General features: G+C 44.6%; 22 protein-coding genes, 1 tRNA gene and 3 pseudogenes. 18 read left to right on the top strand and 8 right to left on the bottom strand.

All coding sequences use genetic code 11. From position 1 onward, the window contains the following. Positions 1-222: 222 nt before the first annotated feature. Complete coding sequence (gene argS / locus JC606_RS15540; RefSeq protein WP_116871769.1) at positions 223-1,956, bottom strand: arginine--tRNA ligase; 1,734 nt, start codon at positions 1,954-1,956, stop codon at positions 223-225. Positions 1,957-2,305: 349 nt separating this feature from the next. Between argS and JC606_RS15545 the strand changes: the two genes are divergently transcribed. Next, complete coding sequence (locus JC606_RS15545; protein ID WP_137407934.1) at positions 2,306-2,902, top strand: VOC family protein; 597 nt, start codon at positions 2,306-2,308, stop codon at positions 2,900-2,902. A 356-nt stretch (positions 2,903-3,258) separates the two neighbouring features. Here the strand turns inward: JC606_RS15545 and purU are convergent, their stop codons facing one another. Next, positions 3,259-4,092 carry a formyltetrahydrofolate deformylase gene (gene purU / locus JC606_RS15550; RefSeq protein WP_008221206.1) on the bottom strand — a complete coding sequence of 278 codons (834 nt, stop codon included), beginning with the start codon at positions 4,090-4,092 and terminating at the stop codon, positions 3,259-3,261. 282 nt (positions 4,093-4,374) lie between these two features. On the opposite strand from purU, the pseudogene JC606_RS15555 reads away from it, so the two are divergent. The 8 genes and pseudogenes from JC606_RS15555 to rnd all read left to right on the top strand — a co-directional run bounded on the left by JC606_RS15555 (position 4,375) and on the right by rnd (position 12,353). Further along, positions 4,375-4,576, top strand: a pseudogene (locus tag JC606_RS15555) (hypothetical protein). Between the two features lie 161 nt (positions 4,577-4,737). Next, positions 4,738-6,666, top strand: coding sequence for an ATP-dependent DNA helicase (locus tag JC606_RS15560; protein ID WP_137407933.1), 1,929 nt, complete (start codon positions 4,738-4,740; stop codon positions 6,664-6,666). A gap of 59 nt (positions 6,667-6,725) precedes the next feature. Continuing rightward, positions 6,726-7,427: a tRNA (adenosine(37)-N6)-threonylcarbamoyltransferase complex dimerization subunit type 1 TsaB gene (gene tsaB / locus JC606_RS15565; RefSeq protein ID WP_061033714.1), complete on the top strand. Its 702-nt coding sequence runs from the start codon at positions 6,726-6,728 to the stop codon at positions 7,425-7,427. A gap of 73 nt (positions 7,428-7,500) precedes the next feature. Continuing rightward, positions 7,501-7,806, top strand: a complete 306-nt coding sequence (locus JC606_RS15570; protein WP_004737940.1) for a hypothetical protein — start codon at positions 7,501-7,503, stop codon at positions 7,804-7,806. Between the two features lie 35 nt (positions 7,807-7,841). Continuing rightward, entirely contained in the window at positions 7,842-8,402 is a 561-nt protein-coding gene (locus JC606_RS15575; protein WP_102422978.1) for a Slp family lipoprotein, read from the top strand. 49 nt (positions 8,403-8,451) lie between these two features. Continuing rightward, a complete protein-coding gene (locus tag JC606_RS15580; protein ID WP_102422977.1) occupies positions 8,452-9,303 on the top strand; it encodes an alpha/beta fold hydrolase in 852 nt (283 codons plus the stop codon). Positions 9,304-9,408: 105 nt separating this feature from the next. Further along, entirely contained in the window at positions 9,409-11,103 is a 1,695-nt protein-coding gene (gene fadD, locus JC606_RS15585; protein ID WP_102422976.1) for a long-chain-fatty-acid--CoA ligase FadD, read from the top strand. A gap of 131 nt (positions 11,104-11,234) precedes the next feature. Further along, positions 11,235-12,353, top strand: coding sequence for a ribonuclease D (rnd, locus tag JC606_RS15590; RefSeq protein WP_198778918.1), 1,119 nt, complete (start codon positions 11,235-11,237; stop codon positions 12,351-12,353). An 86-nt stretch (positions 12,354-12,439) separates the two neighbouring features. Here rnd and minE read toward each other — a convergent pair whose 3' ends face one another. Genes minE through minC form a run of 3 tightly spaced genes read right to left on the bottom strand, consistent with a single transcriptional unit; the run spans position 12,440 to position 14,206 of the window. Beyond that, entirely contained in the window at positions 12,440-12,703 is a 264-nt protein-coding gene (minE, locus tag JC606_RS15595; RefSeq protein WP_004737949.1) for a cell division topological specificity factor MinE, read from the bottom strand. Positions 12,704-12,709: 6 nt separating this feature from the next. Further along, positions 12,710-13,522 carry a septum site-determining protein MinD gene (gene minD, locus JC606_RS15600; protein WP_008221225.1) on the bottom strand — a complete coding sequence of 271 codons (813 nt, stop codon included), beginning with the start codon at positions 13,520-13,522 and terminating at the stop codon, positions 12,710-12,712. Between the two features lie 21 nt (positions 13,523-13,543). Beyond that, positions 13,544-14,206 carry a septum site-determining protein MinC gene (gene minC / locus JC606_RS15605; protein ID WP_063523955.1) on the bottom strand — a complete coding sequence of 221 codons (663 nt, stop codon included), beginning with the start codon at positions 14,204-14,206 and terminating at the stop codon, positions 13,544-13,546. 220 nt (positions 14,207-14,426) lie between these two features. On the opposite strand from minC, the gene JC606_RS15610 reads away from it, so the two are divergent. The 5 genes from JC606_RS15610 to JC606_RS15630 all read left to right on the top strand — a co-directional run bounded on the left by JC606_RS15610 (position 14,427) and on the right by JC606_RS15630 (position 20,215). Then, positions 14,427-14,717, top strand: a complete 291-nt coding sequence (locus JC606_RS15610) for a YcgL domain-containing protein (RefSeq protein WP_004737952.1) — start codon at positions 14,427-14,429, stop codon at positions 14,715-14,717. Positions 14,718-14,747: 30 nt separating this feature from the next. Further along, positions 14,748-15,746: a lytic murein transglycosylase gene (locus JC606_RS15615; RefSeq protein WP_137407931.1), complete on the top strand. Its 999-nt coding sequence runs from the start codon at positions 14,748-14,750 to the stop codon at positions 15,744-15,746. Between the two features lie 152 nt (positions 15,747-15,898). Then, on the top strand, positions 15,899-16,819 hold the full coding sequence (locus JC606_RS15620) for a LysR family transcriptional regulator (RefSeq protein WP_080566522.1): 921 nt from the start codon (positions 15,899-15,901) through the stop codon (positions 16,817-16,819). Between the two features lie 205 nt (positions 16,820-17,024). Further along, complete coding sequence (locus JC606_RS15625; protein WP_137407930.1) at positions 17,025-18,224, top strand: NupC/NupG family nucleoside CNT transporter; 1,200 nt, start codon at positions 17,025-17,027, stop codon at positions 18,222-18,224. 185 nt (positions 18,225-18,409) lie between these two features. Next, a complete protein-coding gene (locus tag JC606_RS15630) occupies positions 18,410-20,215 on the top strand; it encodes a cation:proton antiporter (protein ID WP_137407929.1) in 1,806 nt (601 codons plus the stop codon). Between the two features lie 77 nt (positions 20,216-20,292). Here the strand turns inward: JC606_RS15630 and folD are convergent, their stop codons facing one another. Further along, entirely contained in the window at positions 20,293-21,150 is an 858-nt protein-coding gene (gene folD / locus JC606_RS15635) for a bifunctional methylenetetrahydrofolate dehydrogenase/methenyltetrahydrofolate cyclohydrolase FolD (RefSeq protein WP_063523959.1), read from the bottom strand. Between the two features lie 211 nt (positions 21,151-21,361). Here folD and JC606_RS15640 point away from each other — a divergent pair. Together JC606_RS15640 and JC606_RS23685 are read left to right on the top strand one after the other, a co-directional pair. Then, a tRNA-Arg gene (locus JC606_RS15640) sits at positions 21,362-21,438 on the top strand. Positions 21,439-21,864: 426 nt separating this feature from the next. Continuing rightward, entirely contained in the window at positions 21,865-22,035 is a 171-nt protein-coding gene (locus JC606_RS23685) for a helix-turn-helix transcriptional regulator (protein ID WP_137407928.1), read from the top strand. Positions 22,036-22,552: 517 nt separating this feature from the next. Here the strand turns inward: JC606_RS23685 and JC606_RS23410 are convergent. Beyond that, positions 22,553-22,774 carry a WYL domain-containing protein gene (locus tag JC606_RS23410; protein ID WP_233090392.1) on the bottom strand — a complete coding sequence of 74 codons (222 nt, stop codon included), beginning with the start codon at positions 22,772-22,774 and terminating at the stop codon, positions 22,553-22,555. A 353-nt stretch (positions 22,775-23,127) separates the two neighbouring features. Between JC606_RS23410 and JC606_RS23690 the strand changes: the two are divergent. Beyond that, positions 23,128-23,319: pseudogene (locus tag JC606_RS23690) on the top strand (YeeE/YedE thiosulfate transporter family protein); the annotation flags it as partial. A 286-nt stretch (positions 23,320-23,605) separates the two neighbouring features. Further along, a complete protein-coding gene (locus JC606_RS15660) occupies positions 23,606-24,244 on the top strand; it encodes a type IV toxin-antitoxin system AbiEi family antitoxin domain-containing protein (RefSeq protein ID WP_233090394.1) in 639 nt (212 codons plus the stop codon). Positions 24,245-24,696: 452 nt separating this feature from the next. Here the strand turns inward: JC606_RS15660 and JC606_RS15665 are convergent. Beyond that, positions 24,697-25,094 (bottom strand): annotated as a pseudogene (locus tag JC606_RS15665) (transposase); the annotation flags it as partial.

The raw sequence follows: 25,094 nt of genomic DNA on the forward strand, positions 1-25,094 counted from the left end.
TTGATCCTGTCTCGGACTTACGGCATTCATTGCCGTCATCTCCTAGAGCGACGAAGGAGCGTAGTAGGAGATCTCTTGCAACGGAAGTTTGCGGATAGTTAAGTAAATATAACCTCCAAATAAAACAAAAGGTTGACGTTTTCACGTCAACCTTTCTAATTATCTCGAATCTCGAATCTCGAATCTCGAATCTCGAATCTCGAATCTCGAATCTCGAATCGCTTACATGCGTTCTAGAGTCTCGATGCCTAGAAGCGACAGACCTTGTTTGATTGTCTTCGCTGTTAGGGCAGCAAGCTTCAGACGGCTCTGTTTAACCGCTTCGTCTTCTGCTACTAATATAGGGCACGCTTCGTAGAAGCTAGAGAACTGACCTGCTAGTTCGAACAGGTAGCTACACATGATGTGTGGTTGACCTTCACGAGCAACAGATTGAACCGCTTCTTCAAATTGTAGAAGTTTCGCGATAAGTGCTTTCTCTTTCTCTTCAGTGATTTTGATTTCACCTTCAAGAGAGTCCATAGAAACGCCAGCTTTAGCAAATACAGAAGCAACACGAGTGTATGCGTATTGCATGTAAGGTGCTGTGTTACCTTCGAACGCAAGCATGTTGTCCCAATCGAACACGTAGTCAGTAGTACGGTGCTTAGAAAGGTCTGCGTACTTAACCGCTGCCATTGCAACTGTGTTAGCGATCGCTTTCTTCTCGTCTTCTGCTAGTTCTGGGTTCTTAGATTCGATCAGTTGTGCTGCACGAACTTCTGCTTCATCAAGAAGGTCAGCTAGACGAACCGTACCGCCTGCACGAGTCTTGAATGGCTTACCGTCTTTACCTAGCATCATGCCGAACGCGTGGTGCTCAAGAGAAACCGATTCTGGGATGTAACCTGCTTTACGAACGATAGTCCAAGCTTGCATTAGGTGTTGGTGCTGACGAGAGTCGATGAAGTAAAGAACGCGGTCTGCGCCTAGCTCTTCAAAACGGTATTTTGCACAGGCAATATCAGTTGTTGTGTAAAGGAAACCGCCGTCGCGCTTCTGGATGATAACGCCCATTGGGTCACCATCTTTGTTTTTGTATTCGTCTAGGAATACAACTTGTGCGCCGTCATCTTCTTTAGCAAGACCTTGCTCTTTAAGATCAGCAACGATGCCTGGAAGCATGTGGTTGTACATGCTTTCGCCCATTACGTCATCACGCGTTAGTGAAACGTTTAGACGATCGTAGTTGCGTTGGTTTTGAATCATTGTTACGTCAACAAGCTTCTTCCACATCTCTGCACAGAACTCGTCGCCGCTTTGCAGTTTCACTACGTAGCCACGTGCTTTAACTGCGAACTCTTCGTCTTCGTCGTAAAGCTTTTTAGATTCACGGTAGAAGCCTTCAAGGTCAGCAAGTTCCATTGAAACTTCACCTGATTCAGCCTGAACGCGCTCAAGGTTTGCGATAAGCATACCGAATTGAGTGCCCCAATCACCGATGTGGTTAGCACGGATAACTTTGTGGCCTAGGAATTCCAGTGTACGAACAACGGCATCACCGATGATTGTTGAACGCAGGTGACCAACGTGCATTTCTTTTGCAACGTTTGGCGCTGAGTAGTCAGCAACAATGGTTTGTGCTTCAGCTGCCGCAACACCAAGGCGAGAGTCAGCAAGTGCTGCGTCTGCTTGTTTTGCTAGGAAAGCCTCATCTAGGAAGATGTTAAGGAAACCTGGACCTGCGATCTCAACTTTAGAAGCGATACCGTCTAGGTTTAGAACGTCCAATACTTTCTGAGCAAATTCTCGCGGGTTAGTGCCTAGTCGCTTAGCAACGCCCATTACGCCGTTTGCTTGGTAGTCACCAAATTGTGGTTTTGCAGATTGGCGAACAGCAGCAGGAGAGCCTGCAGGTGCGCCAGCGGCTTCTAGAGCCTGAGATACTTTGTCATTAATAAGTGCTTGGATATTCACACGCGTTTCCTTCAATTCAAGGATGATAAGAGTGGCCGTTATTTCGAGGTCATTAAATTTGGTTAATTATGCGTCTAGTTAACGATTTAATGCCGAAATGAACAACAGACACTGTTTAAGTTCACAAAAATGGCAGTAATCATACCAATTTTGTGCGGTTTCTTATAGGTCGAATTGATAGAAAATTAACATTTCCTAAGGGGTTTTTGACATTCAATTTTCGCCATGCCGCGTTTGTGTATTTAGGAATGTGAGCCAACGTGCTTATCGGCTGTCTTTTTATATACGCAGTGCTTGTTGAACAAGGTAAAACTGATACCATGCAGCCATTATTTGGAGAACGCAGACAATGACAATGAGCCTCAAGCAAGCTGAATTAGAACCGCAACAAATGATCGCCCGCCTTGATACGTTTATGGCGAAAATTGAGAACCTAGGTAACGTACTGGGTTTGGATCTGAGTTTTGCTCAAGCGGATCATATCGCGCTAAGAATCAATGAAACGGAATTAGCGAAAGCGGCGCATCAAGCATGGTCTGAATTCGGCTCTACGATTTCACAAGCGATGATCAATGGTCGTCCAATTGTTGTAATTGCTTTTGATCAGCCTTTGCAAAGCCGTGGCTGGAGCATTGAGTGTTTAGAGTTACCATACCCCGCAGAAGGCAAGATTTACCCGAGCCAAGATTGGGAACACGTTGAGTTCGTAATTCCGTCTCATGCTCACACGGCTGACGAGTACTTAGCGGATCTGAAAGACACTTACCCGCAGTTCGCTGCTAACTTTGAAACGCTGGCTGAGCAAGGTATTAAGATCAAGCTGTCTAGCCCGAAAGGTGAGTGTGAGCGTTTGAACAACCCAACCGTTGCATTTAAGCATCAAGGGATCTGTATCAAGCTGCACCCACATTCGTTGAAGAAGATTGTAGAATCAGAGCAAGCTTAGTTTTAGTCGATAGTTTAAAGGGGCGAGATTCCTGATCTCACCTAGGCTCATCGGAACGACGAGGTTGCCGGTTAGTGGATGTGTTGGTCTATCAACTGTAGTGAATGCTTGATTTGATATTAAAATTTTCAGATAGAGCGCGGATGTGTGCAGTGGTTGTGCCTTACTATCATTCGGTTTGACTGTATCTCTTCTGAGTCATCGTTTTTACTAGCAAGAGAACACCGTCATTCCCGATAGCGACGAAGGAGCGTAGTCGGGAATCTCATAAAGCTGGTCTGATTATCAGATACAAAAAACGCGTAATGGGGCAATCCTATTACGCGTTTTTTATTGGGTTCTAATCGTTGTTGAACCTACAGAATGACAGTCTTGTTGCCGTAAACAAACACGTGATCATTGATCACCTTGTTTAGCGCCTTACTTAGAACATTCTTCTCTACGTCACGCCCCGCTTGCGCCATGTCTTTCGCACTGAAGTTATGATCAACAGGAATAACGTCTTGCTTAATGATTGGGCCTTCATCCAAATCGTTAGTCACGAAGTGCGCCGTTGCACCAATGATCTTTACGCCGCGCTCATACGCTTGTTGGTAGGGTTTCGCACCGATAAATGCAGGCAAGAAGCTGTGGTGAATATTGATGATCTTGTGGTTGTACTTTTCAACAAATCCCGGAGTAAGCACTCGCATGTACTTAGCCAAAACAAGGTAATCAGCCTCGTATTGGTCAATCACTTCTAGCATTTTTTGCTCATGTTCTTCACGGTTCAGACCTTCGTGTGAAACATGGTGGTAAGGAATATCAAAGCGCTCGGTTAGGCTTTGTAAAATATCGTAGTTACCGACAACCGCTGCGATTTCAACGTCTAAGCTACCATCGAAGTTCTTCATTAGAATGTCGCCAAGGCAGTGTGCTTCTTTCGTCACGAGAATAACCACACGTTTTCGAGAAGAGCCAACGAGCTTACGTTTCGCGTTTTCTGGCAGGGCTTGGTCTAGGTCTGCTAGAAAGGTTTCATCATTGAAATACCCTTCAAGCTCTGTGCGCATAAAGAAGTGTCCACTAGTGTTATCTACGAACTCGTTATTGTGAACAATATTGAGTTGGTGCTTGTAACAAATGTTGGTGATCTTTGAGATGAGGCCTGGGGCATCAGTACAATGTGTTAGTAATGTTTTTCTTTCCATTTGCATCTTACTTCCATGAAATATTTTTTATTCTTCAAATTAAATACAGGCCGTCGAACGGTGAACTGAGCTGCAATATCACCGTTATAATTAATCTATTATCAATTTGGTTTCAACAAATTCTGCTGCTCATTTATCGCTTTGATAAATTGTTTGATGTCGAAATATCAGTTTTCAGATAGCAAAACAGGCAGAAGCTTCATTTTTAAAGTTTTGACCGTAGTACGCATTTGAGCTTCAACCGGGGCATTTTCGCCTTGGCCAAAAATAGAGGTGATACTTATGGATAAAGAGTTACTAGCAAAAAAACTGTACTGCAAACGCGTGAGTTCATTGGCTGGGCAGCACAGAGCTAGATGGAAATGTTCTCGATGAAATGTGGGAAAGCAAAACCCCGCCAAGCGATGCAGTAAAAGCGATACAGCCAAATGATAATGAATTTGAGGGTGCTCCTTGGCTATCTCGTTATCTCAATCGAAAATAAGCAATTAACCTTTAAGCTAAAATAGCAATCTCGATTTTCATTTCTGTTCTCTAAATCATTTGAAACAACCCAGACACCTCCGGTGCGAAGTCATTCTTGATTCGCGCCGGCTCACTAAACCTGCCATAATTCGCCTTCACTTTTTCTAAACTTCGTACTCTATGATATCTAAAACGTTTTCTGCTGATGGCGCACTGGGTAAAGCAATCCCAGGCTTTCAACCAAGACAAGCTCAGTTAGACATGGCTGAAGCAGTTTCACAGGCCATTCAGCAACAGAGCCAATTGGTGGTAGAAGCAGGGACGGGTACCGGTAAGACATTTGCTTATCTTGTACCGGCACTGCTTAGTGGCAAGAAAACCATTATTAGTACGGGGTCTAAAAACCTTCAGGAACAGCTGTTCCACCGTGATCTGCCTTTGATGACCGATGCCCTTGGTTTTCATGGTCAAGTTGCCCTGCTCAAGGGCCGTTCAAACTATTTATGTTTGGATAGGTTGAGCCGCCAAATGATCGAAAGTCATGGCACTCATACAGATCCAACGCTACTCGCTCAGTTAGTCAAAGTTCGTAGCTGGTCGTCATCCACGCAAACCGGTGATTTGGGTGATTGTGATGATATTGCTGAAGATAGCCCAGTAATCCCAACGATTACCTCGACCAACGACAATTGTTTAGGCAAAGAGTGTCCAAGTTATACTGATTGCTTTGTACTTAAAGCGCGTAAAAAAGCGATGGATTCCGATGTGGTCGTAGTAAACCATCACCTTTTCCTAGCCGATCTCGCGATTAAAGAGACCGGATTCGGTGAGCTTATCCCAGAGGCAGGTGTGTTTATCTTCGATGAAGCGCATCAACTTCCTGACATTGCAAGCCAATATTTTGGTCAGTCTGTATCGAGTAGACAAATTCACGAGCTCGCCAAAGACATTGAGATTGGCTATCGCACCGAAGCGAAAGACATGCGTCAGTTACAAAAGGTCGGTGACAGGCTGGTTCAGTCCTCATCTGATTTAAGAATCGCGCTCGGTGATACGGGGTTTCGTGGTAATTGGCGTGAGGCCTTAAAATCTGAGTCAATTGCACGAGAACTTGTTCGCCTGCAAGATGCATTGCAACTGGCTGTAGATGTATTGAAATTAGCACTCGGGCGAAGCCAACTATTGGATACCGCTTTCGAGCGTGCAAACATGATTAAGTCACGTATTGAACGTGTATGTGATGTGTCGATTACGGGTTATTCGTATTGGTATGACACAACACCGCGCCATTTTGCTTTGCACATTACGCCGCTTTCAGTTGCTGACAAATTTCACGAGCAGATTGAGCTGAAGCCGGGCGCTTGGGTGTTTACCTCAGCAACCTTGGCGGTATCGGACGATTTCGACCACTTCACTTCGCGACTAGGCTTAAAGCCCTCGGCTCAGTTTTCACTGCCGAGCCCATTCGATTATCCGAATCAAGCACGTTTATGTGTGCCTCGTTATCTTCCAGAACCGAATAGCCCGGGCTTAGCCGATAAACTGGTTCGTATGCTGACACCGGTAATTGAGCAAAACCAAGGCCGCTGTTTCTTTCTGTGCACCTCACACAGCATGATGAAAGAGTTGGGCGAGCGATTCCGAGAAACCCTGACGGTTCCAGTTCTATTGCAAGGTGAGACAAGTAAGCAAAAAACCTTAGCCGAGTTCATGGAATTGGGTAATGCCTTGCTGGTGGCGACAGGCGCTTTCTGGGAGGGGATAGATGTTAGGGGCGATGCATTAAGCTGTGTTATCATCGATAAATTACCCTTTACAGCCCCTGATGACCCTTTACTTAAGGCTCGCATTGAGGACTGTAAGTTAAAAGGGGGTGATCCTTTTGCACAAGTACAGTTGCCAGACGCTGTGATTACCTTGAAACAAGGTGTCGGCCGATTGATACGTGATAAGCGTGATAATGGTGCTTTGATTATTTGCGATAACCGATTGGTGACTCGCGATTACGGTGGCATTTTTTTGGCGAGTTTACCGCCTATCCCTCGTACACGTGACTTAGGGGTCATTAAAGAATTCTTAGCTAAAGACCATTCAACCGCTGCCGAGTAACTGGCATTGTTGAGCTTAGCCATTATTTTTAGATTAGATAACGAATATTTGAGACACAAATGAGCGCGAAAATTCTTGCAGTAGATACCGCAACTGAAAACTGTTCAGTTGCATTAGTAATTGGTGACCAGGTGTTCGCTCGTAGCGAAGAGGCACCTCGAGACCATACGAAAAAAATTCTACCTATGGTTGATGAAGTACTGAAAGAAGCGAATATCGCTTTAACCGATATTGATGCTATCGCGTTTGGTCAAGGCCCAGGCAGTTTCACGGGCGTACGTATTGGTATTGGTATTGCTCAAGGCTTGGCTTTTGGTGCAGATTTACCAATGATCGGTGTCTCTACATTGGCAGCGATGGCGCAAGGCAGCTACCGTAAATTTGGTGAAACTCATGTAGCAACCGCTATTGATGCGCGTATGAGTGAAGTTTACTGGGCTCGTTACAGCCGTGAACAAGACGGTCGTTGGACTGCGGTTGATGCTGAGTGTGTTACACCGCCAAGTGAATTGGCTGCGCAGCTTGAAGCTGACTCTGAAACATGGGCAAAAGTGGGTACTGGTTGGGAAGCTTACGCCGAGCATATGGATACACTCGCGATCAACACCAAAGCGTGTGAAGTGCTATTCCCAGAAGCTCAAGATATGGCGTTCCTAGCTCAATTCGCTTATGCAGAGGGTAAAGCGGTTGCTGCGGAAGAGTCTGAGCCAGTTTATCTGCGTGATAAAGTGACGTGGAAGAAGCTGCCAGGTCGCGAGTAATTTTTTACAAGGTTCTGATGCAAGTTAGATCTAAATGCGTATTATTTAGATTTGAGAGGGCAGATATTTAGTCATGGTATCAATTAATAACTTACCTCCTTCTTCGATAGGCAATACGTCTAAGCCGAATCGAGTTAAAAAGAAGGAGCAGGCAAAAAAATCTGATGCTAGCACTGCGGTTGGGCAACCAACCAAAGTGGCCAATGCTGTCTCTCATTCTATTCGTCAAGTTAAAGAGTCTGAGCTACACAAGGCTCAAATCCAGTATGATCTTCCAGAAGGCCGAGGACGTAAGGCTATGGAAGAATACATGGATGTAATGAACCAGGCGAAAAAAGAAGAACTTGCAAAGCTCATCGGTGTCGATATTTACATCTAAAGCGTTTTATTAATGCCTGTTGAAGGACCAGAACCATGTCTAATTACTTATCTAAAATACGCTTAATTGCCCTTTCTATTGGTATCTTGGTGCTTGCAGGGTGTTCATCACTTCCTAGTGAGCTTGAAGCAAAATCAGAGCCTGTTATCAGCGACTACCAGCAATGGGTCGACCAACTGCCGGATGCGAAAAGTGTTCGGTTAGGCGGCGTCATTTCTAAAGTGACAAACTTAAAAGACAGAACTCGAATTGAAGTTGCTAACATGCCAATTTCAAGCAATGGTAAGCCAGATCTCGATGCCGAACCGAGTGGGCGCTTTGTTGGTTATATTGAAGGATACGTTGAGCCGTTAAGCTTTGCTGAAGGCCGTTTGATTACGCTAGTTGGTCAATCAGACGGTAGTGAAGATGGTAAAATCGGCGAGTACCCTTACACCTTCCCAGTGATGAAGGTAGATAACCAACGACTGTGGAACATTACGGAACGTGTCGTTGTTAACGATTTCGCACCAACCTACTATTCGTGCAGAAGCCTACATTGCCGTAGCTTCCAAACTATGCCAAGGCACGGTCGAGTTATACAGGACGTAGAGTAGCTCACTTTGCTAGGCCTAGATTGTACAGTCAGATGGAATGAGATGTTTGATGATTGAAAAGTCATACTCCCTTGCGAGCGGGACGCTTGCCACACAGCAGATGGGCAATTCAGAAACGACCGTTACGACGGTCGTTTTTATTCATGGGTGGTTAGATAATTCTGCGAGTTTTTCTTCTGTTATTGCCAACCTACAAACCAGACTACCTGATTGTCATCTGATTGCGATTGACCTCTTTGGTCATGGTCTTTCGTCGCATAAGTCGGGAAGTTACTACCCATTTCATGACTATATCGATGATTTACATCAGATTGTGACTAAATTATCGCCAAACAGACTGGTGCTAGTAGGACATTCACTTGGTGCATTGATAGCAAGTTGCTATAGTGCCGCCTTTCCTGAAAAGGTGTCAGGATTAATTCAAATTGAAGGTCACGGACCTCTTTCTGAAGCTCCCCAAGAAACGGTCTCTCGTCTAAGAGATGGGGTACTCAGTCGTCTTCGACAGCGGAGAAAGCCTTCACGTCCTTTAGCAAGCCTAGAGGATGCTATTAAGCTGAGAGCACACGCCAATCAAATCAATGCCGAACTCATTGCTCCTATTGTAGAACGAGGGATTGCCGAGTTAGACGACTCCTGGCAATGGCGATGCGACCCTAATCTAAAATGTGACTCTTTATATCGAATGTCACAGGCGCACGCAGAAGCGATTATGGCGGCTATTGAATGCCCTCAACTCATAATATTAGGCAATGATGGATTTAGACATTTGCAGCATAATCGCTACAAATCAGCCCATAGTCCTCTAAAAATCGAGACTGTTCCCGGCGGACATCATTGTCATTTAGAGAGCCCAGAGCTAGTTTCAGAGCTAATTCTTGGTTTAGTTAACAAAATTTAAACAAGTGTTTGAGCCTTTTAGTGCTCATGCACTAAAGCTGTGCTGTAATACCGTAATGATAAAAGCGGCGAAGCAGTCGTCAGCTGATAAACGAGGAGTAACATAGTGGATAAACCTTGGCTTTCACGTTATCCAAGTGACGTACCAGAAACGATCAACCCAGATCAATACCCATCTCTTATCGAAATGTTCGAGCAGTCTGTACAGAAATACGCAGACCAACCTGCTTTTGAGAACATGGGCTCAGTAATGACATTCCGTAAGCTTGAAGAGCGCAGTCGTGCTTTTGCTGCTTACCTGCAGAATGATTTGAAGCTCAAGAAGGGTGATCGCGTTGCACTGATGATGCCAAACTTGCTGCAATACCCAATTGCACTCTTTGGTGTATTGCGCGCTGGTATGATTGCAGTGAACGTCAACCCACTGTACACACCTCGTGAGCTAGAGCACCAACTGAACGATTCAGGTGCAAAGGCGATTGTTATCGTTTCGAATTTCGCGAGTACGCTTGAGAAAGTGGTCGACAACACTCCTGTGAAGCACGTAGTACTGACTAGTCTTGGTCAAATGCTACCTCGTGCAAAAGGTACTATTGTCGATTTCGTCGTGAAATACGTGAAAGGTATGGTGCCTAAGTATGATCTACCGGGTGCTATCTCGTTCAGAAAAGCGCTGCATAAAGGTCGTCGCCTTCAGTATGTAAAACCATTTATGACTGGGGATGATATTGCATTCCTTCAGTACACTGGTGGTACTACGGGTGTTGCGAAGGGTGCAATCCTAACGCATCGCAATATGATCGCGAACGTACTTCAAGCGAAAGGGGCGTATGGTCCGGTTCTGCATGAAGGCCGAGAGCTAGTGGTAACAGCATTGCCGCTGTATCACGTATTTGCACTGACAGTAAACTGCTTGCTGTTCGTAGAAATGGGTGGTCGTAACCTTCTTATCACTAACCCTCGTGATATTCCTGGTTTCATCAAAGAGCTGCAAAAGGTTCCGTTTACCGCAATTACTGGTGTAAACACACTGTTCAATGCGTTAGTAAACAACGAAGATTTCCACGAATTAGACTTCAGTAACCTACGCCTATCTGTTGGTGGTGGTATGGCGGTTCAACGCGCTGTTGCTGAACAATGGAAGAAAGTGACAGGTATCCACCTGTTAGAAGGTTATGGTTTAACCGAGTGTTCACCGCTGGTAACGGGTAACCCATATGACCTAAAAGATTACACGGGTGCTATCGGTTTACCGGTACCTTCAACCGATGTTCGTATCATTGATGATGAAGGTAACGTGGTTGCTAATGATCAAGTGGGTGAGCTGCAAGTTCGTGGTCCTCAAGTGATGCAAGGTTACTGGCAACGTCCAGAAGCGACCAAAGAAGTGATTGACCAAGACGGTTGGTTATCGACGGGTGACATTGTTAAGTTTGATGACGAAGGTTTACTGCACATTGTTGACCGTAAGAAAGACATGATTCTTGTGTCTGGCTTTAACGTTTACCCGAATGAGATTGAAGATGTCGTTGCACTGCATGGTCAAGTGCTAGAAGTAGCAGCGATTGGTCAACCTCACGAAGTGTCTGGTGAACTGGTTAAGATCTATGTGGTTAAGCGTGATCCTAGCCTAACCAAAGAAGACATTATCGCGCACTGTCGTGAACACCTAACGGGTTACAAAGTGCCTAAACTGGTTGAGTTTAGAGAAGATCTTCCAAAGACCAACGTAGGTAAGATCTTACGTCGCGTATTACGTGAAGAGAACGATGCAGAACTTGCTAAACGCGCAAGTGAGTAACAAGCACAGTTTCGCCTGAAATCATTGAAACGCTTAATCTAAGCGGGCGTGGTAAAATGGTGTTAGAATGCCGACAGTTAATGTCGGCATTTTTGTATCCGGCGATCAAATAGAAACCAGTGAGAGTTTTTGTGGATTATCAAATCATTACCCAATTGAAAGACCTTGAGCGAGTTTGCCAACAAGCACGTGAAGCCGATGTCGTTATGCTTGATACGGAGTTTGTTCGTACAAGAACCTATTACCCTCAATTAGGCTTGATTCAGTTATTTGACGGTGAAACGCTGTCTCTGATTGACCCTATTGCTCTTGATGAAATGACACCGTTCGTTGGGTTATTGAAAGACGCTTCAGTACTGAAAGTGCTACACGCATGCGGTGAAGATTTAGAAGTATTCCAGAACGCATTTGATTGTACACCAACCCCAATGGTCGATACTCAAATCATGGCGGCGTTCTTAGGACATGGCTTATCAACGGGCTTTGCTGCTTTGGTTTCAGAGTTTGTTGGTGTGGATTTAGATAAGAGTGAATCTCGCACTGATTGGCTGGCGCGTCCGCTTTCTCAAAAGCAACTCGACTACGCGGCAGCAGACGTTCATTACTTAATGCCTATGTACAATAAGCTTCTTGAGAAAGTGATGGAAGCAGGCTGGTGGGAAGCGGCGCAACAAGAGTCTGATCTACAGGTGGCGAAGCGTATCCGTAAAGTAAATCCAGATACGGCTTACCTTGATATCAAAGGTGCATGGCAACTTAAGCCACAGCAACTTGCTATCTTGAGACCACTTGCAACATGGCGTTTGAAAGAAGCGATTAAGCGCGATCTCGCATTGAACTTTATCTTTAAAGAACAAGATCTTTGGGCTGTCGCGCGTTTTGCGATTAAGAATCCGAAGCGTATGGAAGAGGAAGGTTTTGATTTCCGCTCTGTACGTCGTCATGGCGCGAAGATCAGCTCAATCGTTAAGTTAGCGGAACACACGCCAGAAGAAGAGTACCCAGCACCAGTTGAACGCTTGATGGACTACCCGGGCTATAAGCAAGTCTTTAAAGTGTTGAAAGATGAAGTGAAAACCGCTTCGCAACACAGTGGCCTAGTGACTGAATTTTTGGCATCGAAGAAGCAACTAAACCAAATGTTGAGTTGGGTTTGGAAGCACGATCGTAATCCAGAAAAACTGCCGGATGTGATGCAAGGTTGGCGTATAGAGCTGGTTGGCGAGAGGCTGAATAAAGCAATCAAATAGCCAAACTGTTTAAGAACAAAACGCAGACACAAAAAAGAGAGCCTAGGCTCTCTTTTTTATTCAATCTGCTGACGAGATAGTGATGATTACTTATCGTCTTCGGGCAGTTTAACGTTCAGCTCTAATACTGAGATATCGTCATCTTTGTGTTCGAACGTAAGGTCAACCATTGATGGATCCACTTCTACGTACTTAGCAATACACTTCAAGATGTCTTCTTTTAGTTGCGGCAGGTAAGACGGCGCTGGGTCGTCATGGCTACGGCGTTCAGCAACAATGATCTGCAAACGTTCTTTGGCTAGGTTTGCAGTGGTCTTCTTCTGTGGTCTGAAAAACTCTAGTAATGACATTGCGCATTAGCCCCCGAACAGTCGTTTGAAGATGCCTTTCTTCTGTTCCGTTAAGAAGCGGAAGTCAACTTGGCTACCTAGTAGTCGTTCTACAGTATCATTGTAAGCCATACCTGCGTCGGTTGCTTCGTCAAAGATCACTGGAACACCTTTGTTCGATGCGTTCAGTACCGCTTGGCTCTCAGGGATTACGCCCAGTAGAGAAATGTGTAGGATCTCTTCAACATCTTCCACACTCAGCATCTCGCCTTGATTTACGCGAGCAGGGTTGTAGCGAGTCAGTAGAAGGTGAGTTTTCACAGGCTCCAAGCCGTCCTCTGAACGACGAGATTTAGAGTCAAGAATACCTAGAATACGGTCTGAGTCGCGTACTGAAGAGACTTCAGGGTTAGTCGTTACAATCGCTTCATCAGCAAAGTACAGCGCCATCAGAGCGCCTTGCTCGATACCCGCTGGAGAATCACAGATGATGAAATCAAAGCCCATCTCATCCAGTTCATCAAATACGCGACGAACACCGTCTTTGGTTAGTGCATCTTTATCACGAGTTTGAGAAGCAGGGAGAATGAATAGGTTTTCTGTGCGTTTATCTTTGATCATCGCTTGGTTAAGCGTTGCTTCACCATTGATAACGTTAACGAAGTCGTAAACAACACGACGCTCACAACCCATGATTAAATCAAGGTTACGCAGACCGATATCAAAGTCGATAACTGCGGTTTTCTTTCCTTTTAGAGCCAGACCAGAGGCAATAGCTGCACTAGAGGTCGTTTTTCCTACCCCGCCTTTACCTGACGTTACAACGATAATGCGTGCCATTATTTTTTCCTTTTATTTCTCTTATATTGCGAGGACGTCAACGTGTAATACATCGTTTGCCATACTAAACATGGTTTTCTTCTGCCAGTACTCGCTTTCAATTTGATCGCTGAGCCAGTAATTTCCTGCAATAGAAACCAGCTCGGCTTGTAAATCATTACAAATTATTTTTGCTTCAGTTTGACCACTTGCACCGGCAATCGCACGGCCGCGTAATGTGCCATGAATATGGATGCTGCCGTCGGCAATCACTTCTGCACCTGCACTTACGTGGCTTAGGATTAATAGGTCGCCATCTTTTGCGTATACCTGCTGCCCAGAACGAATCGGGGTTCTAATTACTTTAATAGGCGCCATTTTTGCAGGTGCTTGCGATGGTGATTTACTAGCCGTCATGACCGCAAAGCCAGCTTCTCTAGCAAGGTTCTGCATGCGTTTGTCAGAACAGCCAGCGACGCCAACCGGAATCATACCCGCTTGAGAGATACCATCTTTTAGCTTTACGAAGTCGATATCGCCAGCCACTTTGCTGATGTTGATAACCACAGGTGCGGCAGCAAAAAAAGTGGGTGCTTGGTCTACCTTCTCTTGAAGAAAAGAGACTGCATTTTCGACTTGATCATCGGATAAGTGCAAAACAGATAGCGTAAAGCTGCTACCTTTTAGATCTGGGTTACTAGACATCGAAAAACTACAGGACCTCAATAGCGAATTGGTACAATTTCTTTATTAATAAAATAAAGGGCATTGCCTGAAACTAGGTTTATCATGTTATATTCCCAAATCAAGCACAGCAAGTAATCTTGTTGTCAAATGGACGTTTTGTTCCCAATATTTCCCTAACATAAACTATTGATCTCGCATGTGAGAGTTTTGTAGTCATAATCAATTAAAAAGGTTTGTCATGCTGTGTTCTATATATAAAAGCTCAAAGAAAGAAGGAACATACCTTTATATCCCGAAGAAGGATGATTTTTCACAAGTTCCTGACGCATTGATGCAAATGTTTGGTAAACCTAGTTTTGTAATGGTAATTAAAATGGACGGTCGCAAACTGGCTCAAGTGAACATCGATAAGGTGAGAGAATCACTGAACACCGATGGTTTCTTTTTGCAAGTTCCGCCTCCACCAGTAAACGAACTTGAGCTGTACAAAGAGCGCAAAGCTCAGCAAAACAATCAAGACGAAGAGTGATAGCTATCTCAATTCAGGGAGGAGTGATCGTTGAGTAAATTTTCGAAAAGCATATTGGCGGTGTCGGCATTACTTTTAGGTAATAGCCTGACCATTGGCTCAGTACAGGCTCAAGAACAGAGCTTTGAGCAATATGTAGAAAAACTAAAGCAACAAGGCCGTGAAGAAGGCATTTCTGAAGCGATCATTGATGAAGCCTTTGATGGTGTAACGTTTAAGCCAAGAGCGGTCAAAGCGGATAAAAACCAACCTGAAAAGAAACTGACTCTGGATGAGTATATTCCACGAGCAGTGCCAGATTGGAAAGTGAAGCAAGCAAGATCACTGTATAAGGAGCATTACAAAGCGTTAAAGCGCATTGGTGATGAATATGGCGTTCAGCCGCGATTCATTGTCGCTTTGTGGGGTGTTGAGAGTAACTTCGGTAAATTCACGGGTAATTATAGCGTTATCGATGCCTTAACAACTATGGCTTACGAAGGGCGTAGAGAAGCGTTTTTCCGCAGTGAAGCGATGGCGGCGTTGACTATTCTTGACCAAGGCCATATCACCCCGAAAGAGATGAAAGGCTCTTGGGCTGGTGCTATGGGCCAACCTCAGTTTATGCCTAGCTCGTTCTTAGCGTATGCCGCTGATGGTAATGGCGACGGCAAGAAAGACATTTGGGGCACTGAAGAAGATGTGTTTGCTTCGGCGGCGAATTATCTGAGCCAATCCGGTTGGGATGATAAGTACACTTGGGGTCGTCAGGTTCATGTACCATCAACGGTGTCTATTGATTTGCAAGGTCGTTCTGAAGACAAAGCGAAATACCTAAAAGAGTGGTCTGAACTTGGTATTAAGCGGTACGACGATCGCCCATTGCCTAACCTTGATGAAGACATTAAAGCTTGGTTAATCATGCCAGATGACGAAGCGGGTCGCTCTTACCTCGTTTACAACAACTACAATGTGTTAATGAAGTGGAATCGTTCTTACTACTTTGCTTTGGCGGTTAGCCATCTAGCAGACAGAATCAAGTTTGATTAGTAGACCTAATTGTATTAATCGTTATGACTTGCTCTGATAGCATTTGGCCTACCATAGGCAGAACGAACTAAAGGACTCTTCGGAGTCCTTTTTGATTTTATATTTTTGAGTTTTAAGAAGGTGGTCTTGTGCTAACAGATAGAGCTGCACAGATGGTGATATTCCATGCATTAATTAAGCACGATGGCTTTACCAGTGCTGCAAAAAGCTTGAACGTTTCGGTGTCTCATATCAGTAAGCAAGTTGCTTTGCTCGAAGACTCCATTGGAATCAAGCTAGTACAAAGAACCACACGTAGCCTAACGCTAACGGAAGCGGGGGAAGTCTTCTATCAGCACTGTGAGCAACTGTTTAACACGGTAAAAGCGGCTCAAATGGATATGGACAGCCAGCGTGATGATATCTCAGGAATACTGCGTGTTGGGCTGTCGCAGTCATTTGGCACCTTACATATTATTCCTGCGATTGATGAGCTCAGACAGCTTTATCCTCAGTTGAGAATCGAAGTCCACCTGTTCGATTACAAAGTGGACATGATTGAAGAGCGTTTAGATCTTTGGATCACCAATAATGAAGACCTGCCAGAAGGGTACATTGCGCAGCGATTAGCTGATAGCCAGTTTGTGGTAGCAGCATCGCCCGATTACCTGATTAAAGCCGGGACACCACACGTACCGTCTGATTTGATTGACCACAACTGTCTTATCTATCGCAGCCGAGAGCGAGACTACACATCGTGGGCGTTTGATAACGGACAAGAGAACCTTAGTGTTAAAGTGGCCGGGGATTACTCGGTGGATTTAGCTGAGGCAGTTCGAGACGCAGCGGTATCCGGGTGGGGCGTGGCTTACTTGGCCACTTACTTAGTGAAGGAAGAGTTCAGAACGGGCAAATTAATCCAAGTCTTGCCGGAATGGAGAGCGAGTCAGCTGATGCCATTCTATGCTGTGTATCCGAGTCGAAAGAACATGCCGAAGAAGCTTTCTGCGGTGATTGAGTTCATAAAAGATCATATTGGATCGCCGACGTACTGGGATGAAAACCTAAAAACGTGCGTCGAACTGCATCGTTAACTGTTTCCAAATCTATAAATATAATTTCCATATGGAAAAAGTACGCTTTTTAATCAAATTTAATTATTAAAATTCAATAGCTTAATTAAAATCATTACTCAAGAGTGATTACCCCAACATCACATTAACAACCGCCGCTTGCCGCAAACGATTTCCTCTATAGAATGCGTCGCCTTTCCTAACTACAACTTTTAGGTTGACGCACATGGCTTCGCTACTTGGAATTATTACTATTTTAGTTGCCGCTTGGTTACTATCTACGGACAGAAAAAATATTCCACTAAGAACAGTCTCTCTGGCTTTCTTACTACAAATCTCATTCGCGCTATTGGTTCTATATGTTCCAATGGGTAAAGAAGCGTTGAATGCAGCCACTGGTGCGGTATCTAGCTTGATCAACTACGGTCAAGAAGGGATTAACTTCCTATTTGGTGGCCTTACGAACAACGGTTTCGTTTTCGCGATTAACGTTCTGGGCATTATTATCTTTTTCTCTGCGCTTATCTCTGGTTTGTACCACATAGGTTTTATGCCAAAAGTGATCAACCTTATCGGTGGCGCGCTGCAGAAGTTCTTGGGCACAGGCCGTGCAGAATCCCTGTCTGCGACAGCAAATATCTTCGTTGGCATGATTGAAGCACCGTTGGTGGTTAAGCCTTACCTGAAACACATGACGGATTCACAACTGTTCGCAGTGATGGTATGTGGTTTGGCATCTGTTGCTGGTGGTACGCTTGTTGGTTATGCATCGCTTGGTGTTGACCTAAACTATCTGATCGCAGCGGCATTCATGTCTGCACCTGCAGGTTTGTTGATGGCTAAAATCTTAGTACCAGGTAATGCTGACGATGTTCAAGAAAACATTGAGTCAGATGTTGAAATTCCACGAGCAACAAACGTAGTTGAGGCAATGGCAGATGGGGCTATGTCTGGACTTCGTATTGCCGTTGCGGTGGGTGCGACACTTCTTGCCTTTATCAGTGTGATTGCAATGCTGAATGGCTTGCTAGGTATTGTTGGGGGATGGTTTGGCGTAAACCTAAGCTTCGAGCTTATCCTAGGCTATGTGTTCGCACCCGTTGCATGGCTGATCGGTGTGCCGTGGTCTGAGGCTATCGTTGCAGGTTCACTGATCGGTAACAAGATTGTTGTGAACGAATTTGTCGCTTTCATTCAGTTAATGGATGCGAAAGAGGTTCTTAGCGAGCATTCACAAGCGATTGTAACCTTCGCACTGTGTGGCTTTGCCAACATCTCAACAATGGCGATTTTGATTGGTGGCCTAGGTAGCTTGGTACCAGAGCGTCGCTCTTTCATCTCACAATACGGCTTTAAAGCGATTTGTGCTGGTGTGTTTGCTAACTTAATGAGTGCTGCGATTGCTGGCGTGGTACTTTCACTCTAGCTAGATGATAAGTACCGAGTGAACGAGTCAGTCATTTTATTTCCCCTATAGTAAAGTGACTGATTAATCACAATAATATTCGGTTAGTATGAAAAAGAGAGCCTATAGTTTAATGACGTAGGCTTTCTTGTTTCAGTAAATAGATTTGGACCGCAGGGTGTGGCACCAATTATTTAGGGGCATAAATGGATTTGTCGATTACTTCTTCTTTGGCGCTAATTGGGCTCTTGTCTTTAGCTTGTCAGTTGCTCGGCTGGCGATTGCGTCTCCCCGCGATTCTCCCTCTTCTCATTGTCGGCCTGTTGTTGGGCCCCGGCTTAAATGTCCTTAACCCAGATGTCATTTTCGGTGATGTTCTGTTTCCGCTGATTTCATTAGGTGTTGCCATCATTCTATTCGAAGGCGCATTGACGCTTAACTTTAAGGAGATCAGAGGTCATGGTCGCATGGTGACTCATCTAGTGAGTGTAGGCATGCTGATTACATGGGCGTGCATTGTTGTCGGTGCTTACTACTTTGTTAACTTTAGTTGGCCATTAGCGGCGTTATTCGGTGCTTTGGTGGTGGTGACAGGCCCGACAGTAATTGTGCCTATGCTGCGTAGTATTCAGCCTAAAGCCTCTCTTGGTAGCATTTTGCGATGGGAAGGTATTGTTATTGACCCAATAGGCGCTCTGTTTGCCGTTCTGGTTTATGAATACATTGTCTCTTCAGCCGATCCTACCGGTCATGTGTTGTCAGCGCTTGGGCTGACTCTGGCTATTGGTTTAGGCTTGGGGATCATCGGTGGCTATTTGATTGCCAAGATGCTGCAAGGACATTGGGTGCCACATTATCTGCGTAATGTAGCAGTGCTGACATTAATGTTGGCAGCGTTTTCGTTCTCTAACGACCTGAGTGAAGAATCTGGCTTGTTAACCGTGACCATCATGGGGATCTGGCTTGCCAATGTGAAAGGCTTGGATATCGAAGACATCATCGAATTCAAAGAAACCCTGACTGTATTACTCATTTCTGCGTTGTTTATTTTGTTAGCCAGTCGGCTCGATTCAGGCGCGTTTTTGTCGATAGGTTGGGGTGGTATAGGGTTATTAGCAGTGGTTATGCTGGTGGCTCGCCCATTAAGTGTGTGGATCAGCGGGATCGGTACGGATCTTAGCTCAGCAGATAAATGGTTTTTAAGTTGGATGGCACCGCGCGGGATCGTGGCGGCAGCGGTTTCTTCTCTGTTTGCGATCAAACTTCAAGAGAAGCAATTGATCGAGGGCGCAGACCTGTTGGTCCCTATGGTGTTCTTGGTCATCATAGGGACGGTTGTTATTCAGAGCTTAACCGCGAGCTGGTGGGCGAGAAGGCTAGGTGTCACTCAAGAGAAAGCGCAGGGGGTTATCTTCTTTGGTGCCACCCACTTTGCAAGGCAGTTTGCCAAGGTGCTCGCGACTCACAACATCAATAGTGTACTTGCGGATACCAACTGGGAGAGCATTCGGTTGGCGCGCATGGATAACTTGAATGTTTACTTTGGCAACCCAGCTTCCAGTCACGCCGAAAATAATTTGGAATTGGATGGGATAGGGCGAGCGATGATTGTTTCGCCTTATCGTCAAACTAACCCGTTAGTCAGCATGCATTATCAAGACGAGTTTGGTGCCAATAAGGTTTTTGAGCTTGAGTCACCAGAGAGTAAGCATGAAAGGCATCAAGTGAGTCGAGATGGCAACCGAAGTCTATTTGAGGAAGGCGTCACTTACTCCAAGCTCAACTCATTAATGGCACAAGGTAGCCAAATCAAGAGTACAGGGCTGACAGAGGCATTTGTTCTGAATGAGTTTAACGCGCTTTATCCTAAAGCGATTTTGCTTGGAGTCATCAATGACGGAGACTTCCGTTTAATTACTCAAGGGGCTGACTTAGAAAAGCTGATATCGACAGAATGTGAGATCATCAGTTTACTGCCGCCTTCAGAGCCGGTCGAGACTCCAGATAAGTAGTAAGTGGTCTTTCGCAAAAAAGCCGCAGCGTATATCACGTTGCGGCTTTCTAATTCTATTTATACTGCGCTGATAGATTACTTCGAGTGAAATTGCTCACAAGCGATCATTGTGTTCTCAATCAGGCTTGCTACTGTCATTGGACCTACACCACCCGGTACTGGTGTGATAAAGCTTGCGCTCTCTTTCGCGACATCGTATTCAACGTCACCGACTAGCTTGCCAGAATCCAAACGGTTGATACCAACATCGACCACAACTGCACCTTTCTTAATCCAAGCACCAGGAATGAAGTTAGGCTTACCTACAGCAACCACAACAACGTCTGCTTGACGTACGTGGCCTTCAAGGTCTTTAGTGAAACGGTGACATGTAGTCGTTGTACAACCTGCTAGAAGCAGTTCTAGGGTCATTGGACGACCTACGATGTTTGAAGCGCCAACAACAACAGCGTGCTTGCCACGTAAATCGATGTTGTAACGGTCAAGCAGGGTGATGATACCTTTTGGCGTACAAGAGCGAAGCTTTGGCATACGCTGAGCCAAACGGCCGACATTGTATGGGTGGAAGCCATCAACGTCTTTTTCTGGTGTGATGCGCTCAAGAACGTGAGTGCTATCGATGCCAGCAGGTAGAGGCAGTTGAACCAGAATACCGTCGATCTCTGGATCTAGGTTCAGTTGGTCGACTAGGTTTAACAGTTCATCTTCTGTTGCAGTAGCTGGCAAATCGTAAGATTTAGATACGAAGCCAACTTCTTCACACGCTTTACGCTTACTACCAACGTAAACCTGAGAAGCAGGGTCTTCACCCACTAAAATAACCGCTAGGCCCGGAGCGCGTAATCCAGCTTCAGTACGAGCTTTTACACGTGCAGCTACTTCGGAGCGAACCGTTTGAGAAATTAGCTTTCCATCAATATTTTGAGCAGTCATGAATTTCCTTAGTATTGATATTCAAGTTAGTGGCTGATGTTTTTGGCGCATTATTCCAGAAAATCTTTTTGATTACCACAAGGCAAACGATTGCTTTGCTCTGTTTTTCAACACTTATAAGTTTGTTGACCTTTTTTTACTCACTTAGATCAGAATGTTACATAAAGCCGTTGCTTTCATGATTCGAATTCGTATAATCCATTCCTGTAGCGCGCCCTTAGCTCAGCTGGATAGAGCACGTCCCTTCTAAGGATGTGGTCGTAGGTTCGAATCCTACAGGGCGTGCCATTATTTACGGGGCGTAGCAGGTTAGTACTTGCTACGCCCTTTTTCGTTTTTATCATTTGTGGTCAAGTATATGGTCAAGTAACGATGAACCTGCAGGCTACGACCTGATACGGCATGAAACACATTCAAAGTTACTCCCGGCTATAGGCTTTCCTATCTTCTCCCTTTGCCTCGATGTATTTTTTTAAGTTCTACTAATGCATCCCGCATTCGCAGCCATTTAAGTCAATCCGACTCAAGTTATCGATCATTACACCTGCATGGTGTATACATTTATTATAGATAACTACATGTTTATTAAAAGTTTTTATATTGACTGATCGTTTTTTGTGCTGTATTTTTATTTCAAATAGCGAAACATAGCCAGTATTTGGTACAGATCCATCCTGGAGTCGGTATCAGTAGGTTATGAGAGGTAAAATATGAATGAGCAAACTACTCACGATTGAAGATATTATTTACACCTTTGATATTAGTCGAACTACCTTTTGGAGAATGAGGCAGGATGACACGTTCCCAAAACCGATCATGGTTTCTAAACGCTCTCCCCGTTGGAGCGAGCAAGAGGTATATATGTGGTATGAAGCTAGTAGATAGATTAATGTTGAGGCGGCATAGTCTGTTTTGTAGTTAGCAAGGACGCTAGCTTGTAATCGGTATTCAGAGTATAGGGCAAGCTTCAGATATTTACTTCTCTACTAGCGAGCTCATTCCAATCGCATACCTATATACTATAAAGCGTTAGCTCTCTCTTTTTGTGTCCCCGGTCTGTTATTAAAGAAGGCAGCGCTTTATGCTTGCGGAGTTAACTAGTGCTAGTTGATATTTCTTGGAAGTCGAAGAGAGCTGCTTGTTATCCACGCAAACATCTAAGCGTTTGAGTAAATATTTAATCAGTGCTCGTCGGCAACTAATTGTGAGTGGAGAATTATGCATTCCGTAATCGGCTTTTACTATGTGTTGCTGTGCTGTGGTGATAGATGTGAGTTTGGAGTGATTTCATTTGTTTCTTCTGTTGTCCAATCTGAACGGCTTCAATGCAAATATCTGATTCATTGAGCAGCTCTGGCTCTCCTCTAAATCGGATGAACACGAAATCTAAGAACATTGTTCTCTATTCAAAATATGCTCGTACATACCAACGGAACCCATCAAATACGATGGTGTGTGGAATGATGTTTCGACCTCGCACTTCAGGGTTATCCATCGAAACATACTCAATATCAACTCTGCGCCTTTCTCGTGCTGCTTGTAGAAGTCTACGAACGATCATAGTGGCAATCTGCCTATTTGGGACTGAAAGGAAAATAGAGTCAGCAAAGCCAAGATCTTTCAAGTTGAAGCCATCTACGTGGTCGCTGTTATACTTGTGCAGCAGCGACAAGTATTCGTTTGGAGTGCCTTTCGTAGACTTTGGCGCAAAATGATCAGTAAGTCGATATCATTTTATACTAAGGTCGTGCACGAGTGGCGGGGTTGGAAACTGTTCTTGATAGGCCTTTGAACCATTAAACGCTGTAATTCGGTATTAGAAAGCTCATTCGTTACGTTGCTACCCAAATTGCCGGGTTGCTTGTGTTTATGCCAGTTAATCAGTGTGTGGCTCATATTCTTACCTAGAAGTATCGCGCCCAAACCACAGGTCTTTGTATGGTGAGAGGAGTAAAAGAGGCGACGAAAGGAGCACCAATGTTCATCTTTGCGATTGTGTTTAGTGGATCGTTGGCTTGGGTATCAATGGGGTTAGGTGCAGTGATTGAGGGGCGCCAGCTGTCTACGGCTTTTTGGCCGAGTTTGTTCTTACTGTTTGGTGGCTTTCTATTTGGTGTTGGCGCGGCAATCAATAGCGGCTGCGGGGGGTCTACAGTGAGTAGATTAGCTTTGTTATATATTTCGGGAATTGCACTCTGTTTGTGTATTAAAATCTTGAATGTTAACAATCGGCGCAGTGCTCCGATTGGATATGTTGGCTTGTCACTATGCAGTAGAATTCAGCAGTACGCATACTCCAGTAAACGATTTGGCATAGTATGATCAGAGATGGGTAAGCGATGGTGTTCCTCCTAGCCATATAACCTGTGCTGGTCATATTTAGCCTGATTGCTTTGAAACGATGCCTGTAACACCTCTGATATGTTCTGCGCTATAGCAGGAATGGTGATACGTTTTGTTGTACAATGTTTGTAATGTTATACAAAGCGTATCATTTAAAATGAACCCCTCACAACTAGATAAACTTAAAAAGTTATCAATGTTTACTACCTCAGATGCCGCGAAATTCAACATCACTCGTGCAGCGCTTTCTCGCGCCGTGGAAAAAGGCCATTTAGAAAAACTTCAGAGAGGGCTTTATGGATATGTAGGGCGAGAAGAGTCAGAAATGCAATCTTATGCGGAGGTTAGTGCTAGAGCGAAAAATAGCGTTATTTGCCTTTTGTCGGCTCTTAGATACCACGACCTCACCACCCAAGCGCCATTTCAGGTGTGGATCTGCATTAGTAAAAACGATAGAGCGCCTAGTATTGACTACCCAAACATACGAATTGTTCGCACCAGAGACATGGCCAATTTTGGAGTTGTCTCAAGACAAGTTGATGGTGTTCCTATTTTGGTGACTGATATTGAACGGACTATTGTTGATTGTTTTAAGTTCCGTAATAAAATCGGGATTGACGTTGCGATTGAAGCATTTGTGGAAGCAAAACGAGCTAATAAGCTCAATCACGATAAGCTCTGGGAATATGCCAAGTATTACCGAATGACTAATATCATGATGCCCTACCTTGAAGCGCTGAGTTGGAATTAATAAGCTCTTTTTTGCTTCTGAATGCTGATACTAAAATTCCCATGATTTTCACGCCTTTTTACACTTTTTTTTCATCAAGATATTGTCCTCTTTTCCTGTGAATAGGTGGTACATCTGCGCCAATAGGCAGTACTAGTGCGCCAATAGGCAGTGCTAGTGCGCCAATAGGCAGTACTAGTGTGCCAATAGGCAGTACAAGTGCACCAACAGGCAGTACTACTGCGCCAATAGGCAGTGCTAGTGCGCCAATAGGCAGTACTAGTGCACCAACAGGCAGTACTAGTGCGCCAATAGGCAGTACTAGTGCACCAATAGGCAGTATTAGTGCGCCAATAGGTATTGCAACTGTGCCTTTCTTAGTCTTTCATTTACTAGATTTTCACTGCAAAGTGGGCTAGGCGGTGGGGCTTGTAAGGGCATTTAGTCAATACGACAAGTTTCAGGCATACCTAACCACATGTCCCGTGCTTTTTGGTTTTCTGTTCACCTTCGCCATAAACCTTAAGACTAATAGCATTAAAGGGCTAGGTGCTGGATTCTTCCTCTTGTTTTAGTCTAAAAAGAGGCCTCAATTTGCTTAGATCTACGATTGATGTAAGTGTAACGTGGGCAACTTAATGAAATGCAGGCAAGTCTAAATATCGAGTCGATAAATCTTTGTAGCGCTCTCAGTGGCATAGAAAAAACTCGCTTCACCCTGAGCGTTGTCGTTATAACTAAATCTCTGAATCGATGAGGCCTCTCACGCTTATTCCATTTTCTTTGTGCTCCCCCATATATCGCTTCGTCATCAAGGGCGTTGTTGCCTAAATCAGTTGAACCTTTTTCGAGTCCTGCGATCTGATCCTTT

It is taken from the genome of Vibrio sp. IB15 (assembly GCF_016406055.1).
Classification (GTDB): domain Bacteria; phylum Pseudomonadota; class Gammaproteobacteria; order Enterobacterales; family Vibrionaceae; genus Vibrio; species Vibrio chagasii.